The sequence below is a fragment of the Dorea sp. D27 genome, from assembly GCF_001185345.1.
Taxonomy (GTDB): Bacteria; Bacillota; Clostridia; order Lachnospirales; family Lachnospiraceae; genus Extibacter.
Map to the genome: position 1 here is coordinate 935,954 of NZ_KQ236743.1, position 17,315 is coordinate 953,268.

The 17,315-nt window shown below is 48.6% G+C and carries 20 protein-coding genes; 18 read left to right on the forward strand and 2 right to left on the reverse strand.

Going from position 1 to position 17,315, the window contains the following annotated elements; translation table 11 throughout:
• Positions 1–718: 718 nt before the first annotated feature.
• The 3 genes from HMPREF0980_RS04420 to HMPREF0980_RS04430 all read left to right on the forward strand — a co-directional run bounded on the left by HMPREF0980_RS04420 (position 719) and on the right by HMPREF0980_RS04430 (position 3,610).
• On the forward strand, positions 719–1,342 hold the full coding sequence (locus tag HMPREF0980_RS04420) for a VanZ family protein (RefSeq protein WP_049727900.1): 624 nt from the start codon (positions 719–721) through the stop codon (positions 1,340–1,342).
• Between the two features lie 109 nt (positions 1,343–1,451).
• On the forward strand, positions 1,452–2,375 hold the full coding sequence (locus HMPREF0980_RS04425; protein WP_049727901.1) for a MurR/RpiR family transcriptional regulator: 924 nt from the start codon (positions 1,452–1,454) through the stop codon (positions 2,373–2,375).
• A 2-nt stretch (positions 2,376–2,377) separates the two neighbouring features.
• Complete coding sequence (locus HMPREF0980_RS04430; RefSeq protein WP_049727902.1) at positions 2,378–3,610, forward strand: BaiN/RdsA family NAD(P)/FAD-dependent oxidoreductase; 1,233 nt, start codon at positions 2,378–2,380, stop codon at positions 3,608–3,610.
• Between the two features lie 11 nt (positions 3,611–3,621).
• Here the strand turns inward: HMPREF0980_RS04430 and HMPREF0980_RS04435 are convergent, their stop codons facing one another.
• A complete protein-coding gene (locus HMPREF0980_RS04435) occupies positions 3,622–4,329 on the reverse strand; it encodes a DUF305 domain-containing protein (RefSeq protein ID WP_084002649.1) in 708 nt (235 codons plus the stop codon).
• A 245-nt stretch (positions 4,330–4,574) separates the two neighbouring features.
• Here HMPREF0980_RS04435 and cmk point away from each other — a divergent pair, with 245 nt between their 5' ends.
• From cmk to HMPREF0980_RS19095, 10 genes are all read left to right on the forward strand, one after another.
• The gene (gene cmk / locus HMPREF0980_RS04440) at positions 4,575–5,231 is read left to right on the forward strand and encodes a (d)CMP kinase (protein ID WP_049727903.1); all 657 of its coding nucleotides are present in this window, start codon (positions 4,575–4,577) and stop codon (positions 5,229–5,231) included.
• 18 nt (positions 5,232–5,249) lie between these two features.
• On the forward strand, positions 5,250–6,107 hold the full coding sequence (ispH, locus tag HMPREF0980_RS04445) for a 4-hydroxy-3-methylbut-2-enyl diphosphate reductase (protein WP_049727904.1): 858 nt from the start codon (positions 5,250–5,252) through the stop codon (positions 6,105–6,107).
• Complete coding sequence (rpsA, locus tag HMPREF0980_RS04450; RefSeq protein ID WP_049727905.1) at positions 6,088–7,218, forward strand: 30S ribosomal protein S1; 1,131 nt, start codon at positions 6,088–6,090, stop codon at positions 7,216–7,218. Before ispH ends, rpsA begins: the two co-directional genes overlap by 20 nt.
• 180 nt (positions 7,219–7,398) lie before the next feature.
• Positions 7,399–8,718 carry an electron transport complex subunit RsxC gene (gene rsxC / locus HMPREF0980_RS04455; RefSeq protein ID WP_049728327.1) on the forward strand — a complete coding sequence of 440 codons (1,320 nt, stop codon included), beginning with the start codon at positions 7,399–7,401 and terminating at the stop codon, positions 8,716–8,718.
• A gap of 48 nt (positions 8,719–8,766) precedes the next feature.
• The gene (locus HMPREF0980_RS04460) at positions 8,767–9,696 is read left to right on the forward strand and encodes an RnfABCDGE type electron transport complex subunit D (RefSeq protein WP_049728328.1); all 930 of its coding nucleotides are present in this window, start codon (positions 8,767–8,769) and stop codon (positions 9,694–9,696) included.
• Entirely contained in the window at positions 9,696–10,280 is a 585-nt protein-coding gene (locus HMPREF0980_RS04465) for an RnfABCDGE type electron transport complex subunit G (RefSeq protein ID WP_049727906.1), read from the forward strand. The genes HMPREF0980_RS04460 and HMPREF0980_RS04465 overlap by 1 nt, the downstream gene beginning before the upstream one ends.
• A 14-nt stretch (positions 10,281–10,294) precedes the next feature.
• Positions 10,295–11,023, forward strand: coding sequence for an electron transport complex subunit RsxE (gene rsxE / locus HMPREF0980_RS04470; protein ID WP_049727907.1), 729 nt, complete (start codon positions 10,295–10,297; stop codon positions 11,021–11,023).
• A 16-nt stretch (positions 11,024–11,039) separates the two neighbouring features.
• Positions 11,040–11,630, forward strand: coding sequence for an electron transport complex protein RnfA (locus tag HMPREF0980_RS04475; protein ID WP_049727908.1), 591 nt, complete (start codon positions 11,040–11,042; stop codon positions 11,628–11,630).
• A gap of 13 nt (positions 11,631–11,643) precedes the next feature.
• Positions 11,644–12,435 carry an RnfABCDGE type electron transport complex subunit B gene (locus HMPREF0980_RS04480; protein ID WP_049727909.1) on the forward strand — a complete coding sequence of 264 codons (792 nt, stop codon included), beginning with the start codon at positions 11,644–11,646 and terminating at the stop codon, positions 12,433–12,435.
• A 117-nt stretch (positions 12,436–12,552) separates the two neighbouring features.
• Positions 12,553–13,074, forward strand: coding sequence for a hypothetical protein (locus tag HMPREF0980_RS19095; RefSeq protein ID WP_198146160.1), 522 nt, complete (start codon positions 12,553–12,555; stop codon positions 13,072–13,074).
• Between the two features lie 56 nt (positions 13,075–13,130).
• Here the strand turns inward: HMPREF0980_RS19095 and HMPREF0980_RS04490 are convergent, their stop codons facing one another.
• Positions 13,131–14,114: an FAD:protein FMN transferase gene (locus HMPREF0980_RS04490; protein ID WP_049727910.1), complete on the reverse strand. Its 984-nt coding sequence runs from the start codon at positions 14,112–14,114 to the stop codon at positions 13,131–13,133.
• 200 nt (positions 14,115–14,314) lie between these two features.
• Here HMPREF0980_RS04490 and HMPREF0980_RS04495 point away from each other — a divergent pair, with 200 nt between their 5' ends.
• The 5 genes from HMPREF0980_RS04495 to zapA all read left to right on the forward strand — a co-directional run bounded on the left by HMPREF0980_RS04495 (position 14,315) and on the right by zapA (position 17,313).
• Complete coding sequence (locus HMPREF0980_RS04495) at positions 14,315–14,680, forward strand: NusG domain II-containing protein (protein ID WP_198146161.1); 366 nt, start codon at positions 14,315–14,317, stop codon at positions 14,678–14,680.
• A gap of 12 nt (positions 14,681–14,692) precedes the next feature.
• Positions 14,693–15,184: a Gx transporter family protein gene (locus HMPREF0980_RS04500; protein WP_049727912.1), complete on the forward strand. Its 492-nt coding sequence runs from the start codon at positions 14,693–14,695 to the stop codon at positions 15,182–15,184.
• 8 nt (positions 15,185–15,192) lie between these two features.
• Positions 15,193–15,810, forward strand: a complete 618-nt coding sequence (ruvA, locus tag HMPREF0980_RS04505; protein WP_049727913.1) for a Holliday junction branch migration protein RuvA — start codon at positions 15,193–15,195, stop codon at positions 15,808–15,810.
• 15 nt (positions 15,811–15,825) lie between these two features.
• Positions 15,826–16,833, forward strand: coding sequence for a Holliday junction branch migration DNA helicase RuvB (gene ruvB / locus HMPREF0980_RS04510; protein ID WP_049727914.1), 1,008 nt, complete (start codon positions 15,826–15,828; stop codon positions 16,831–16,833).
• Positions 16,834–16,899: 66 nt separating this feature from the next.
• Positions 16,900–17,313: a cell division protein ZapA gene (zapA, locus tag HMPREF0980_RS04515; protein WP_006441481.1), complete on the forward strand. Its 414-nt coding sequence runs from the start codon at positions 16,900–16,902 to the stop codon at positions 17,311–17,313.
• Positions 17,314–17,315 lie beyond the last annotated feature (2 nt).

Consider the following 17,315-nt stretch of genomic DNA (forward strand, 5'->3'; position numbering starts at 1 on the left):
ATAGCGATATAGCTTGAGGTGACGGCTTGTGAAACCTACAAAATTTGAATTGTGTTCATTTGATATCACACATCCCCGCCCGCTATCTACTTCACTTAACAAGGGCGAGAGTGGCTATGTGACATTACTGGCCAGCGGATGAACGCTGGCTGCGTCAGCTGGATGGCAAATGATAGCAAGCTAAGTGTATACAGCACATACAGTTTAGAACGTTGTATATTATCGTAGTTAAACGTTTGCAGCGAGGCGTGCACGCTCTTCCTCATTATAATTCCATTTTGCCAAAGGTTTTCACTCGCTCAGCTTTTTTATTAATATACCGGCACAGATAAATTCCTTCCGACCGCCAGTAACGTCACACAGCCGTCCCCGCCCGTGCCAGTAAAGTAGATAGCCGCTGGGGAGGCAGGGGACAGATGCGAAGGTGTAAGCGGGAGGGACGGAGAATCCTCACCAGATTCCTTGGCTTGTGGGATGAGAGCCGCTATCGGCGAACAGTCCACAGGCTTAGGAATCTGTGTGAGAGTCGCAGTTCCCGGACGCATCGCAGCATCTGCCCCCTGCCTCCCCAGCGGCGTCCTATTTTACGAAACCCCCATTTGGAGGGATTTCAAGAAATATTAAGAAAATCCAATCCGTTTCTTCATGTTTTTAAGATATACTTTTAGACATCCACAGCTTACAGCAGCAATTACCCTATCTTGAAAGGACGAAGAAGATGATTTATTTTTTAGGTACAATCTATCCTTATGTATGTGTTCTCGTACCATGTATGCTCTGCCAGATATATATGGCCAGGAAAGGCAGATCCAGAGTTTGGCCGGTCCACTTGATCTGGACATATATTTTTCTCATTTATACCTCTATGGCTTTTTCTGTAACCGGCAGCGGAAGCATCTGGGATTTTGGAGCATTCGGCGATCTGATCCGGCTGGATGAGATCAACCTTATTCCGTTCACCGATGGGGTCGGCTTTGGACAGATCATGAATGCGTTCATGTTCATGCCGTTTGGATTTCTCGTCCCGTTCATATGGACGGAGCGCCGCCGCCTTTTAAAGGTAGCAGCAGCCGGAGCATGCCTCTCGACGGCGATTGAGCTGTGCCAGCTATTTAATAGAAGAGTGACGGATGTAGAAGATGTGATTATGAATACGTTGGGGACAATCGCTGGTTTTGCAGTATGGGCGGCGTTCAGCAAGATAACAGGTGGAAATGGCAGAGAGAATCAGAGTACAAGGACAGTGGCACTTGCTGCAAATGAGATGGAAATATATCTTGTGCTGGCTTTGCTCGGCCGTTTTTTCTTCTATAATTGGAGAGCGCTGCTACAGTGGTACTGATTAGAAATAACAAATATGCTGTAATCCCTCTTGCCAAACATATTGAAGAATATGGTAAACTGGTATATAATTAATTGTTACGAAATATGGAAGAAAAGGAATATGTGGCATGGGAAGTAAAAACGAGCTGTTGCAGAAAATAGACGAAAAATATAAGAAATTCAGCAAGGGTCAAAAGAAACTGGCTGAATTCATCCGCGAGGAATATGACAAAGCAGCATTTCTCACCGCGGCCAGGATGGGGGAAGAAGTGGGCGTCAGCGAGTCCACGGTCGTCCGGTTTGCCACCGCTCTTGGATATGAAGGATATCCGGGATTTCAGAAGGCGCTTGGGGAGCTTGTGAGAACAAAGCTCAACTCTATCCAGAGGATGGAAGTGACCTATGGGAGAATCAGCCAGGGAGAGATACTGAATACGGTGCTCCAGTCAGATATTGAGAAGATAAAGCTGACGATGGGGGCGATAGACCACGAGACATTTGAGATGGCAGTGGATACGATATTGAATGCCAGGCGTATCTATGTCATCGGCATACGGAGCTGTGCGCCGCTGGCCAGTTTCCTGAGCTTTTATCTGAATCTGATATGCCCTGATGTCAAAGCGGTAAACACGAACAGCTCGAGTGAAATATTTGAACAGCTCATACGTATCAGTGAAGACGATGTCATTATCGGCATCAGCTTTCCAAGGTATTCCATGCGGACGCTGAAGGCGCTGGAATTTGCCAGCAACCGCAAGGCTAAGGTAATTACGCTTACGGACAGCATCCATTCTCCGATGAACCTGTATTCTTCCTGCAACCTGATTGCAAGAAGTGATATGGCGTCCATCGTTGATTCTCTCGTCGCCCCCTTAAGCGTAGTCAATGCCCTGGTCGTCGCCCTCTGCATGAAGAAGCAGAACGAGGTGATAACGACGCTGGAGACGCTGGAGGAGATATGGGACGAGTATCAGGTGTACAGCAAGGACGAGCTGAATATGGTAAAGAATAAAGTGGAACTGAATGGTTCTGAAGAGACGGGCAGGGAATAGTGATGGGCAGGGTATTGATAACAGGCGGAGGTGCGGCAGGAATGTACGCAGGTATCGCCGCCGCCGAAAACGGGCATGATGTCCACATATATGAAAAGAATGACAGGCTTGGAAAGAAGCTGTTCATCACGGGAAAGGGAAGATGCAACATTACGAATGCCTGTGATATGGACGGGCTGTTTGACGCGGTCGTAAGTAATTCCAAGTTCCTATACAGCAGCTTTTACGGCTGTACGAATCAAGATGTGATTGCATTTTTTGAGAGGATTGGCGTGAGGACGAAGGTGGAAAGAGGAGACAGGGTGTTTCCCGCCTCTGACCGCTCCTCTGACGTCATCCGCGGACTTGAGAGGGAACTGGCGCGGCTTGGGGCACACGTGCATCTCAGGACGGCGGTTAAGCATATAGTGGAGCAAGAAGGACATTTTAAAGAGATTGTGCTGGAAGACGGGACAAAAGCTGCAGGGGATGCCTGCATCGTTGCGACAGGCGGATTGTCATACGAGTCTACCGGTTCGGACGGAGACGGATTCCGGTTCGCCAGAAGTCTTGCGCATACGGTATCAGAATGTATGCCGTCGCTCGTACCGATGGAGTGCAAAGAAGAATGGATAGGAGAGCTTCAGGGGCTTTCTCTGCGCAATGTAAGAGCATCCATTTATGATGGGAAGAAAAAGCTGTATGAAGACTTTGGAGAGATGCTGTTCACCCACTATGGAGTGAGCGGCCCACTCATGCTCACGGCCAGCAGCTATGTGGGAAAGAAGCTGAAAGACAGGGAGCTGCGGCTTGAGGTTGACCTGAAGCCGGCCTTGTCGGAAGCGCAGCTTGACCAGCGTGTGTGCAGAGACTTTGAAGAGAATCAAAACCGGCAGTTTAAAAATGCGGTCGGAAGGTTATTTCCCGCAAAGCTAATTCCGGTAATGATAAGATTGAGCGGTATTGATCCTGACAAGAAGGTCAATGTGATTACGAAAGAGGAGCGTCTCCAATTCGTATATCTCATTAAGCATCTGCCGGCCACGCTGACCGGGCTCCGTGATTATCGGGAAGCCATCATCACGAAGGGAGGCGTCCGGACGAAAGAAGTCGACCCGGGCACGATGGAATCGAAGCTTGTAAAGGGGCTGTATTTTGCCGGGGAGGTATTGGATCTGGATGCGTTGACCGGAGGCTTCAATCTGCAGATTGCCTGGTCCACCGGTTATGCGGCGGGGAAAGGCATAACGGTTTAGATCCGGACCTGCTAGTGATGGCTGTGAGTATCATCCGACAGCCGTTTCAATATTTCCTGCATCTGGGTAATTTCATTCTGCTGCGCTTCTATGATGTTTTCTGCAAGCGCGGTCACCTTTTCATTGTCCGTGTTGCCGACGATAGCCTGCGCCATGTCCACCGCCATCTGATGATGCATGATCATTCCTTCTGCGAATGCAGTTTCTACATTGGCAGAGGTTTCGTGTGAGGAATGGGCGGAGTGATGGGCGGAAAGCATGGTTCCGTATGCGTCCAGATATGCCTGTTCCTGTTCCGGATCCTCTGTTCCGTCTTTTTTCAAATCTTCGATATAAGACTGCATCTGCGCAATCTCTTCCTTCTGTATCCGGACAATGTATTCCGCGAGCTTTTTCAGCTCTGCATCCTCACCACCGTACTTTAGATAGCTTTCAGACATCGAGACAGCAGCCTCATGGTGAGGAATCATCCCGTTCAGAAAGTCCAGGGCAGCGTTGCCTGCCGGCTGCACATCTTCCATGTCTTCCATCATTTTATTCATGAGGATGTCCTGCTCTTCCATATAGCTGCCGAGAGCTTCTTCTGCGGCAGGTCCTTCTGGGACAGTGTCGTCGGACCGTGTTCTGCTGTCTTTGCCAAAAGCTGCCCAGATGATAAGCAGGATGATGATAAGTATAGCGATGATGCCGCTTGTCCAGTAAATTGTCTTTTTATTCATAACTAACCTCCATATGATTAACATGCCCAAATATACCGCAAGTATGTAAAATGGATGAAAGCTGTATTTTACATAAACGAATCTTGCAGCCTATCCGTAAAAAAACTCTTGTCCATCGTGAAATTGTACGATATACTGAATGCGTTGGGTCAGCCATACTATACTTATAGGTGATCTGATCGGTAGTAGAGAGGTAAGCCCATATATTATTATAAAATTGAGTCAGGAACAGATGAGGAGTTAAGATGGGATATAACATAGCGATTGACGGGCCGGCAGGCGCCGGGAAGAGCACGATAGCCAAGCTGGTGGCTGAAAAGAAGGGATACATCTATGTGGATACCGGCGCGCTGTACCGGGGGCTGGCAGTTCATTTTCTGGACAGAGGGATTGACCCTTCTGACAAGGAAATGATTATAGAAGCGTGTAAAGACGCGGATGTGACGATCCGATATGAAAAGGGAATCCAGCAGATATATCTGAATGGTGAAAATATTACGTCCAGACTCCGTACGGAAGAGGCTGGCAATATGGCTTCTGTGAGCTCAGCCGTGCCGGAAGTGCGGACAAAGCTTCTGGAGCTGCAGCGTAGTCTGGCGTCGGAGCAGGATGTAGTTATGGACGGAAGGGACATCGGCACATGCGTGCTGCCTGATGCAGATGTGAAGGTATACCTTACAGCGAGCGTGGAGACGAGGGCGAAGAGGCGCTATGAGGAACTGAAGGCGAAGGGCGCCGACTGTGTGTTCTCTGAGATAGCTTCAGACATAGAAGCAAGGGACAGGCGCGACATGACGCGTGAGACGGCCCCGTTAAAGCAGGCGGAAGATGCGGTTCTCATCGACAGCTCGGACATGACGATACCGGAAGTTGTCGAGACGATTGCCCGTCTGTGCCGATAAGTGAAGAGGAAGGAACATATGAAAATTGAACTGGCGAAAACTGCGGGGTTCTGCTTTGGTGTAAAGCGGGCGGTGGAAACGGTGTATGAACAGATCCGGCAGCATGAAGGGGAGAAGATATATACGTACGGGCCCATCATCCACAACGAAGAAGTCATAAAAGATATGAAGCGGTACGGCGTGGAAGTGCTGGAGGCGGAAGAAGAACTTGACAGCGTCGAGGAGGGAATCGTCATCATCCGGTCCCATGGCGTGCCGAAGCGGGTCTGTGACAGGCTTGACCAAAAAGGCATCGTCTATGTGGACGCGACATGCCCCTTCGTGAAAAAAATCCATAATATAGTCAGAGAAGAAAGCGGCAGGGGGGCGCACATCGTCATCATAGGAAACAGCGCGCACCCGGAGGTGGAGGGCATCAGAGGCTGGGCCAGAGATAACGTTACGGTCATCGAAAATGCCCGGGAAGCTGAGGACTTTATTATAGAAGAAAGAGGATGCCGAATCTGTGTAGTGGCGCAGACGACATTTAATTACAATAAATTCAAAGATTTAGTTGAAATTATCGTAAAAAAGGGGTATGATATAATTGTTTTAAATACGATTTGCAATGCAACCAAGGAGCGTCAGGAAGAGGCACGGGACATTGCAGACAGAGTAGAGGCGATGCTTGTCATCGGCGACAGGCGCAGTTCCAATACCCAGAAGCTATTTGAAATCTGCAGCGATGCATGTAAGGATACGTACTATATACAGACACTTGACGATTTGGATATGAATCAATTAAGGTCCGTGGAAACAGTAGGTATTACAGCAGGGGCATCCACGCCCAATAAAATAATTGAGGAGGTTCAAAATAATGTCAGAATTAACTTTTGAACAAATGTTAGAAGAGTCTTTTAAGACAATCAGAAACGGTGAGGTAGTAGATGGTACGGTCATCGATGTGAAGCCGGATGAAATCATCTTGAATATAGGTTACAAGGCGGATGGTATCATTACAAGAAGCGAGTATACGAATGAACCGAACGTCGATCTTACTACAATGGTTTCTGTCGGCGATGAGATGACGGCGAAGGTCTTAAAGGTAAATGACGGTGAAGGTCAAGTGCTGCTGACATATAAGAGGCTGGCGGCCGAAAAAGGCAATGAAAGACTGAAAGAGGCCTATGAGAACAAAGAAGTTCTGAAAGCGCCTGTTGCACAGATTCTCGGCGGCGGCTTAAGTGTCGTAATTGAAGAGGCAAGAGTTTTTATCCCTGCGAGCCTTGTATCAGATACTTATGAGAAAGACTTAAGCAAATATCAGGATAAGGAGATTGAGTTTGTCATCAGCGAATTCAATCCAAGAAGAAACAGAGTCATAGGTGACAGGAGACAGCTTCTTGTCGCTGCGAGGGCAGAAAAGCAGAAAGAGTTGTTCGAGAAGCTTCAGATTGGCGATGCTGTCGAAGGAACTGTTAAAAATGTGACAGATTTCGGGGCGTTTATCGATTTGGGCGGAGTCGATGGGCTCCTTCACATATCTGAGATGTCATGGGGACGTGTAGAGAATCCGAAGAAAGTATTCCAGGTCGGAGATACCGTTAAGGTATTGATCAAGGATATCAACGATACGAAGATTGCGCTGAGCCTTAAGTTCCCGGAGACAAATCCATGGGCGAACGCATCTGAGGATTACGCGGTCGGAACAAGTATTACAGGAAGAGTGGCCAGGATGACTGACTTTGGAGCGTTTGTAGAACTTGCGCCGGGTGTGGATGCACTGCTTCATGTGTCACAGATTTCCCGGGCACATGTAGACAAACCGTCTGATGTACTGTCGGTCGGACAGCAGATTACGGCCAAAATCGTGGATTTGAACGAGGCGGAAAAGAAGATCAGCCTGAGCATGAAAGCGTTGGAACCGGACACACCGGTACAGGAAAGTGTAGAAGAAGTTGGGGATGATGCGCCAGAGTCATACGAGGAGACAACAACTGAAGAATAATGCGGCATATGATCCATGTCGAAATAAGGAGATAGAGGCTGTATAGTCTCTATCTTTTATATGTTAAAATTTCGACAAGATGTACTTGGAAATATACAAAGAATTGCCTGTATTCACTGGATTAAGCGGGCATTTTCTTGTATAGTATATAAAGAGAAAACAGGAAGGAAGGAAAAAGGGATGGCATTGTTAACATTTAAGGGTGGCGTACACCCGGATGACGGCAAAAGCCTGGCGAAAGATAAGGCAATTGTCGAAGTAAATCCGAAAGGTGATCTGGTTTATCCGGTTTCCCAGCATATCGGAGCACCTGCCAGTCCGATTGTCGAGGTGGGTGAACGTGTATTAAAAGGACAGAAGATTGCGGAAGCCGGGGGATTCGTATCTGCACCGGTCTATTCTTCTGTGTCCGGTACAGTCAAGGCAATTGAGCCGCATCTGAATCCGACAGGAGCAACGGTGAATTGTATCGTGGTTGAGAATGACGGCGCGTATGAAGAAGTTGAGTATAAGCCTGCAAAGCCTCTGGAAGAGATGGCAAAAGAAGATATATTAAACGCAATCGGGGAGGCTGGAGTCGTCGGAATGGGAGGCGCAGGATTCCCTACAAGGGTGAAGCTTTCGCCGAAAGAGCCGGACAAGATTGATTATATTATTGCAAACTGTGCGGAATGTGAACCTTACATAACTGCCGACTACAGACGTATGATAGAGACTCCGGAGAAGATTGTCGGAGGCATGAAGATGGTCCTTAAGCTGTTTGACAACGCGAAGGGGATCTTCGGCGTAGAGGATAATAAGCCGGATTGTATAGAAAAGCTCAGGGAGCTGACGAAAGATGAGCCGAGGATGGAAGTGATGGCGCTGAAGACGAAGTATCCACAGGGTGGAGAGCGTCAGCTTATCTATGCGACAACAGGGAGAGCCATCAATTCTGCTATGCTGCCTGCAGACGCGGGTTGCGTGGTGGACAATGTGGAGACGATGATCAACATCTACCAGGCAGTGGCAGAGGGTAGGCCGTCGATAGACCGTGTCGTTACTGTGAGCGGAGACGCTGTTAACGAACCGGGCAATTTTAAAGTCCTGTTCGGAACGAATCAGGCGGAGCTTATAGAAGCGGCCGGCGGATTCAAGGAAGAGCCCGAGAAAGTGATATCAGGAGGTCCTATGATGGGATTCTCGATGTTTACGCTGGATGTCCCGATTACGAAGACGAATTCTTCGATTCTCTGCCTTACGAAGGATGAGGTTGCCAAGTATGAACCGACCGCATGCATCAATTGCGGCCGATGCGTGGACGCCTGTCCAAGCAGGCTGATTCCTTCAAGACTGGCTGATTATGCGGAGCATCACGATGAAGAGACATTTACAAAACAGGAAGGGCTTGAGTGTATGGAATGCGGTTCATGCAGTTATGTATGTCCGGCAAAGCGTCCGCTGAAGCAGTCCATTGGTTCTATGAGAAAAATTGCGATGGCCAACCGCAAGAAAAAATAAACTAGAAATGAGAGGAAGAGGTGAACTAACGTGGAGAACAATATAAAAATGTCATCTTCACCACACATACGTTCCAGAGTCACTTCAGCCAATATAATGCTGTGTGTGACGATCGCTCTGCTGCCTGCGTCAGCGTTCGGCGTTTGGAACTTCGGGCTGCCCGCGTTTATTATGCTTTTAAGCACAACGGTGTCGGCGGTCTTAACAGAGTACATTTACGAAAAGTTGATGCACAGGAAAGTCACGATCAATGACTTCAGTGCTGTCGTGACAGGGCTTCTGCTCGGACTTAACATGCCTGCGTCTGCTCCGTGGTGGATGGGGGCGCTCGGCAGCGTGTTCGGTATCCTGGTAGTAAAGCAGCTCTTCGGAGGGCTCGGGCAGAACTTTATGAACCCTGCGCTCGGAGCAAGATGTTTCCTGCTGATATCGTTTACCGGACAGATGACTACATTCATCTATGACGGGGTGACAGGTCCGACACCGCTGGCTATGCTCAAAGACGGCCAGTCTGTGGATTCCATGAAGATGCTTGTCGGCACGATTCCCGGAACGATAGGAGAGACTTCCGTGATAGCGATTATTATCGGAGCTATCTTCCTGATACTGATCGGAGCAATCGACCTTCGTATTCCTGGTACATATATTGTTACATTTGTAATCTTTATCGGTATCTTCGGTCAATTCAGCAATGCAAATGTCGGATTCTTTGACGTGCAGTACATTACTGCCCACCTGTGCGGCGGCGGCCTCATGCTCGGTGCGTGGTTCATGGCGACCGACTATGTTACGTCACCCATCACGAAGAGAGGCCAGCTCGTATATGGTGCCCTGCTTGGAATACTGACCGGGTTGTTCCGGCTGTTCGGCGGCTCTGCAGAGGGTGTTTCCTATGCAATTATCATCAGTAACCTTTTTGTTCCGTTGATCGAGAAGGTTACTCTTCCAAAACCGTTCGGTAAAGGAGGAGAAAAATAATGAATAAAATTGTAAAAAATGCAATTATCCTTACATTGATTACTCTTGTCTCAGGAATCGGCCTTGGTTTCGTATATGAAATCACAAAAGAACCGATTGCCCAGGCGCAGGATGCAGCGAAAAAAGAGGCATGGCAGGAAGTGTTCCCTGAAGCGTCTTCCAGTGACTTTGAGGAGATAGATGTAGATGCGAAAGCAGCCGACAAGGCTATCAAGGATCTGGGCGTGAAGGCTACGATTGATGAAGTCTGTGAAGTCAAGGGCGGAGAAGCCGGATATATCGTAACAGCAACAGACAAAGAAGGTTATGGCGGCGATATTAAGATAACGGTAGGCATCACCAGCGACGGAACAGTAAGCGGTATCTCCATTCTTTCCATCAGTGAAACCGCGGGACTTGGAATGAAAGCGACGGAGCCTGTATTCTACGAGCAGTATCAAGGAAAACAGACGGACAAATTCGTCGTGTCCAAGGATGGCGGAGACGGTGAGCCTATCGATGCATTGAGCGGAGCAACTATTACATCAAGAGCGGTAACCGGAGCTGTCAACGCTGCACTCGGGTATTACCAGAATGCATTTTAAGGAGGTAGTGTGAGATGAATAAATGTACCGAAAGATTGTTTAACGGTTTGGTCAAAGAAAATCCTACCTTCGTCCTGATGTTAGGTATGTGTCCAACCCTGGCGGTAACAACATCCGCAATAAATGGTGTAGGTATGGGCCTGTCTACGACAGTCGTACTTGTACTTTCCAATATGTTGATATCCATGCTGCGCAAGATCATACCGGATTCTGTCAGAATGCCGGCATTTATCGTGGTCGTGGCGTCATTTGTAACTATAGTACAGTTCTTGCTTGAAGGGTTCGTTCCAAGCCTGTATGACGCGCTTGGCATCTATATCCCTCTGATCGTGGTCAACTGTATCATCCTTGGCCGTGCAGAGAGCTATGCTTCCAAGAATCCTGTCATCCCGTCTATCTTTGACGGTATTGGAATGGGGCTTGGATTCACGGTAGGTCTTGCCGCAATCGGCGTCGTCCGTGAGATCATCGGATCCGGCAAAGCGTTCGGGTTCCAGCTGCTTCCTCTGGCAGACAGCGCGACAGGTAAAGCCGGTTTTGTGCCGGTTACGATCTTCATCCTTGCACCGGGAGCTTTCCTTGTGCTTGCAGGCCTGACGGCCCTTCAGAACAAGGTGAAGAGAAATGCGGCCAGGAAGGGTAAGAAACCAGTAGAGACAGCATCTTGCGGAGAAGGCTGTGCATCCTGTACAAACAGCGCATGCGGAGGCAAAGTTTTTCCGGCAGGAAATGAGAAAGAATAGGAGGAGTACATAAATCATGAGAGAATTACTTATTATTGCAATTGGTTCTGCGCTCGTTAATAACGTTGTACTCAGCCAGTTTTTGGGAATCTGTCCTTTCCTCGGCGTATCCAAGAAGGTGGAGACCGCGGCCGGAATGGGCGGGGCAGTTATCTTTGTTATCACGATTGCCTCCTTTGTCACGAGCCTGATATACAAGTTCATACTTGCAAACGAGGCGATTATGGGCGGCAAGCTCGTTTATCTGCAGACCATCGTATTTATCCTTGTGATTGCCTGTCTGGTGCAGTTTGTTGAGATGTTCCTCAAGAAGTCTATACCGTCGCTGTATCAAGCGCTCGGCGTATATCTTCCGCTCATTACGACGAACTGCGCGGTTCTTGGTGTTGCACTTACTAACGTACAGAAAGAGTACTCTATTTTACAAGGTGTAATCAATGGAATCGGAACCTCCGCAGGTTTTGCGCTTGCAATTGTAATCATGGCAGGTATCCGTGAGAAAATCGAGTATAATGACGTATCAGAATCTTTCCAGGGAACTCCGATCGTATTGATTACGGCAAGCCTTATGGCAATTGCGTTTTTCGGATTCTCCGGACTAATATAGGAGGGAGCTAACGATGAGTGTAACAGGTATTATTATGGCTGCTGTAATCGTAGGCGGCACCGGATTATTCATTGGTGTGTTCCTTGGGATTGCAGGAAAGAAATTTGCTGTTGAAGTAGACGAACGTGAGGAAGCCATCATGGGAGTCCTTCCTGGCAACAACTGCGGCGGGTGCGGCTATGCAGGCTGTTCAGGTCTGGCTGCGGCCATTGTAAAAGGAGAGGCTGAGATAGGCGGATGTCCTGTCGGTGGAGCTCCGGTGGCTGCCAAGATTGGCGAGATTATGGGGCAGGAAGCAGGAGAGCAGGTACATCAGGTCGCATTTGTAAAATGTGCAGGTACGTGCGAGAAGGCAAAGCAGGATTATGAATATCACGGCATCAATGACTGTGTCATGGTGAACATGATGCAGAATGGCGGACCGAAATCATGTAATTATGGATGCCTTGGCGAAGGAAGCTGTGTGAAGGCATGTCCTTTTGACGCAATCCATATCGTAGACGGAGTTGCCGTCGTGGACAAGGAGGCTTGTAAAGCCTGCAGCAAGTGTATCGCAGCCTGTCCGAAGCATCTGATCGAGCTTGTTCCATATGAGCAGAAGCATCTCGTACAGTGCAGCTCTAAGGACAAAGGCAAGGATGTCATGAAAGCTTGTTCCGTCGGCTGTATCGGCTGTAAGATGTGTGAGAAGGTATGTCAGTTTGATGCGGTCAAGGTTGTAGACAATATTGCATACATAGATTCCGAGAAATGTACGAACTGCGGCGCCTGCGCGGCAAAATGTCCAAAGAAGATTATTTTATAAGAATAAGAGCCGGTTCCCTGTGCAGAGGAGCATTCCTTTTGCCAGGGCCCGGCTTTTCTTGCATTTATATAACCTCCATGATAAAATATGGATAATATGAGTTAGGAGGACATTACAATGGATAACAACTTAGACAACACACCTGAGAATACGAATGAAGAGGCGGGTTCCCGGAAAGATGAGCGTGCCGCAGGGCAGGATACGGACCAGAAGAACACGCAGTATACATACACGGATCCTAATGCGGGATATGGACAGGATGCCGCCTATGGACAAAATACATCTTCAGGCCAGTACGAGTATAGCAGCAGTTATAATCAAGGCGGCCAGAGCAGCTATCAGGACAATTATAACTATAACGTCGGAAACAACGAAGGTTACCATGTTAACTACGACACGGGCATGGACCAGAGTCCGATGACAATGGGAGACTGGCTTCTTACTATACTGATTATGACATTCATCCCCTGCGTGGGAATTATCCTTTACTTCGTATGGGCATTCGGAAAGAACGGTAATATCAACAGGAGAAACTACTGCCGTGCGTATCTGATCATCATGGGCATCGCTATCGTCCTTGCGATTATCTTCATCGTCATATTTGGGGTGGCAACAATCGGTTCATACAGGTATTACTAAAACGGGCCGGGGTTTTGCGTGCATATGCACACAGGCTCCGGTCCGTTTTCTCCATCTTATTTTTGAAAGTTCCTGGAATAGTGTATCTCGTTGTCATCTGTTATAAATACGGCATCCACGTTGTCGAGCTGATCGATGAGTTTCATGCCTCTGTCATAGCCGAGCAGGAAGCATGTGGTGCTCAGGGCGTCGGCGGTGAGGGAAGAATCTGTTATGATCGTAACGCTGTACAGATGATTGTCACACGGATATCCGGTACGGGGATCCAATATGTGGTGGTATATCGTTCCGTCCTTCTTGAAATACCGCTGATAGATGCCTGACGTGACGACCGACTGGTCTGCAATGCGGACGGAAGCAATAGGATTGCCGCTTTCGTCAAATGGTTTCTGTATGCCGATATTATAATCCGTACCGTCCAGCTTCGTTCCGATGGCAAGCACGTTACCGCCCAGATTGATAAGGGCATGCTTTACACCTTGCTCTTCGAGGTAATCTTTCAGGCGGTCCGCAATATATCCTTTTGCGACAGCTCCAAGGTCGATACCGGCTTCGGGATCTGACAGAGAGACCTTGTTATCTGATATGACAATGCTCTTATAGCTGACATGGCTGGCCGCCGCGGCCGCATCTTCCTGTGACGGGGGAGAAGGCTCCTCTGCCTGGAAGTCCCACAGGTTTACGACAGGAGCGATCGTGATATCGAAAGCGCCTCCTGACATCTCGCTGTAATAGATCCCTTTTTTGATGAGCTTCACTGTCTCGTCGGATACTTCCACTGGAGCGCCTCCTGCCTGGTTGATGCGGGAGATGTCGCTGTCCTCGTTCGTGCGTGAGAACATGGCGTCATATTTCTTGCAGAGCGTCTCACAGCCCTTCAGTACGTCCTCATCTACAGAATCCAGAATCTGGACCGAGATAACCGTGTCAAATAACGTGTCGGTATAGGTCTGGCTTTTCCGTTCTTTCGGAAGACCGGAACAGCCGGTCGCAAGCAGCATGGCTGCAGTGATGATAGAGATAAATTTCTTATATTTCATAAAACACCTCATATTTATACTTATTTCTAATTATTATTATATAGAACATCCTCTGTTGTCTGCAAGCAGCGTTGCCGCTGTTTGCTGCACTCACATAAGGATACAATAAAATAAAGACTTATGCAATCGAACATGTGGTTGCGGGGCGGGATTTCTTGTGCTAGAATAGTTTTTAGAGAGAAAAGGCAGGTATTTTGAAAATGAAGTTAAAGAAAAAGGACTGGATTCTTATACTTATAATCGTATGTGTCGCAGGAGGCGCTTTTCTCCTTCATCAGGTCGTGGGAGGAAAAGGGGCCAATTGTGTCACGGTAAAGGTGAATGGGGAGATTGAAGGGACTTACAGCCTGTCTGAGGACAGGGAAGTGAGCATCAACGGAGGGACGAACGTTCTCCAGATCAAGAACGGCAAGGCGAGCATGGTGAGCGCCGACTGTCCGGACCAGCTCTGTGTACATCAGAAGGCGGTTTCCATGAATCATGAGAATATCATCTGCCTTCCGAACAAAGTTGTAGTCGAGGTAGAGAGCAGCGAAGAAAGCGAATTTGACGCTGTGACCAATTAGGAGGATACCGGGGTGAAGAACAGGGTGGCTTATTTCGGGGTTTTTACTGCGCTGGCTCTCATATTCAGCTATGTGGAGACGCTGATTCCATTTCATATAGGCATTCCGGGAGTCAAACTGGGACTGGCCAATCTGATCATCGTAATTGCATTATATAAGATGAGCCTGAAGGAGACTTATCTCTTGTCTGTCGTGAGAGTCGTGCTTTCAGGATTTATTTTTGGAAACTATTTCAGCATCATATACAGCCTTGCCGGAGGGCTTCTGAGCCTGACCGCAATGGCCCTGCTCAGGAAGAAAGGCGGTTTCAGCATTCTCGGAATCAGTATTGCGGGCGGCGTGTGCCACAATATCGGCCAGCTTGTCACTGCCATGATTGTGGTGGAGACGTTCAGCGTCATATACTATGTACCTGTACTTCTCATTGCAGGGCTTGTTACGGGGCTGCTGATTGGAATCGCGGCGGACGGGATGCTGAAGAGACTTGTCAATATTATTTTCTAGGAGGGACTATGATTTCATATATAAGAGGGGAACTTGCCGCTGTGGAGACGGATAAGATTATCGTGGATGTAGGCGGGGTGGGATACGGAATCTATATGCCGGGACAGGCGATGGGCCTGCTTCCCGCGACGGGGCAGGAAGTGAAGATACATACCTATCTGAACGTCAAGGAGGACGCGATGCAGCTGTTTGGATTCCTGACAAAGGATGATCTGGATATATTCAGGCTTCTCATAGGTGTCAACGGCATCGGGCCCAAAGGAGGACTTGGCATATTGTCGGCCCTGTCGCCGGATGATTTGAGATTTGCGGTGATATCAAATGACGTCAAAGCGATACAGGCAGCTCCCGGAATCGGTAAGAAGACCGCGGAAAAGCTCATCCTGGAACTGAAGGACAAGCTGAGCATCGAAGACGTGTTAGAGCACGTGGCCCATGGGGACAGGCATCCTCTGGCTGCCGCTGCAGACGGGGCGAATGAAGTGCAGAGTGAGGCAGTCCAGGCGCTCGTGGCGCTCGGATATGGCAGCACGGAGTCGCTTAAAGCGGTAAAACAGGTTGAAATCACTGAGGATATGGAAGTAGAAGCGGTGCTGAAAGGTGCATTGAAGCATATGATGTTTTAGCATAAGGGGAGAAGCATGAGCAGGAGAATAATCACCACGGAGAATCTGGAAGAAGATATCAAGATAGAGAATAATCTGCGTCCGCAGATGCTTGCAGATTACATCGGACAGGAAAAGGCGAAAGAGACGCTGAAAATATATATCGAAGCGGCGAAGGAAAGAGGAGAATCACTGGACCATGTGCTGTTCTACGGGCCGCCCGGGCTTGGAAAGACTACGCTTGCGGGTATCATCGCCAACGAGATGGATGTGAATATGAAGATAACGTCAGGTCCGGCCATCGAAAAGCCGGGAGAGATGGCGGCGATACTCAACAATCTCCAGGAGGGGGACGTGCTCTTCGTAGATGAAATCCACAGGCTGAACAGACAGGTTGAGGAAGTGCTGTATCCCGCCATGGAAGACTATGCGATAGATATTATGATCGGCAAGGGCGCGACAGCCCGTTCGATACGTCTTGACCTGCCTAAGTTTACCCTGGTCGGCGCAACGACCCGTGCAGGTATGCTGACAGCGCCTCTGCGGGACCGGTTCGGGGTGGTCAACCGGCTGGAATTCTACACGGTCGATGAACTGAAGACGATCATACTTCGGTCGGCGCAGGTGCTGGATGTCGGTATAGACGACAAGGGCGCGCTTGCGCTGGCAAGGCGTTCACGCGGTACGCCGAGACTTGCCAACCGGCTGCTTAAAAGGGTGCGGGACTTTGCACAGGTAAAATATGATGGATATATTACGGAAGAAGTGGCCAATTACGCACTTGACCTGCTCGATGTAGACAAGGAAGGGCTGGACCAGACGGACCGGGGGCTGCTTCTGACGATGATTGATAAATTCCAGGGAGGGCCCGTAGGGCTTGATACCCTGGCCGCGGCTGTCGGGGAGGATGCCGGTACGATAGAAGATGTCTACGAACCATATCTGCTGAAAAACGGATTTATCCAGAGGACCCCGAGAGGAAGGGTCGTCACAGAGGCTGCTTACCGCCATCTTGGAATTTCGAGGGAAAATAACGAAAAATAGTTGGTTTTTGTGTGAGATTAGTTTATAATGTTACCAGAGTATGAATGAAAGGCAGAGGAGGCTTCTATGGCATCATCTAAAAATTTTACGGAAGTTTTAATAGGGGGCAAGGTGTTTACTTTGAGCGGCTTCGAGAGTGAGGAGTATCTGCAGAAGGTATCCACCTATCTGAATCATAAGATTGAAGAGTGCAGCAGCAGCGAGGGGTACCGTAAACAGAGCGCGGAGACAAGAAGCGTCCTGCTGGCCCTGAATATAGCCGACGATTATTTCAAGGCTAAGAAACAAGGCGGTACGCTGGAAAGCGATATTGAAGCAAAAGACAAAGAGATGTACGATTTGAAACATGAATTGATTTCGGTTCAGATTAAGCTTGAAAATGCGGAGAAGACGATGGACAAGCTGAAAGAGGAGAACAAGGAGCTTCAGATGAAGATTGTTCAGCTGGAGACGGAAATGAAGAATAATCACAAGAAATAGGC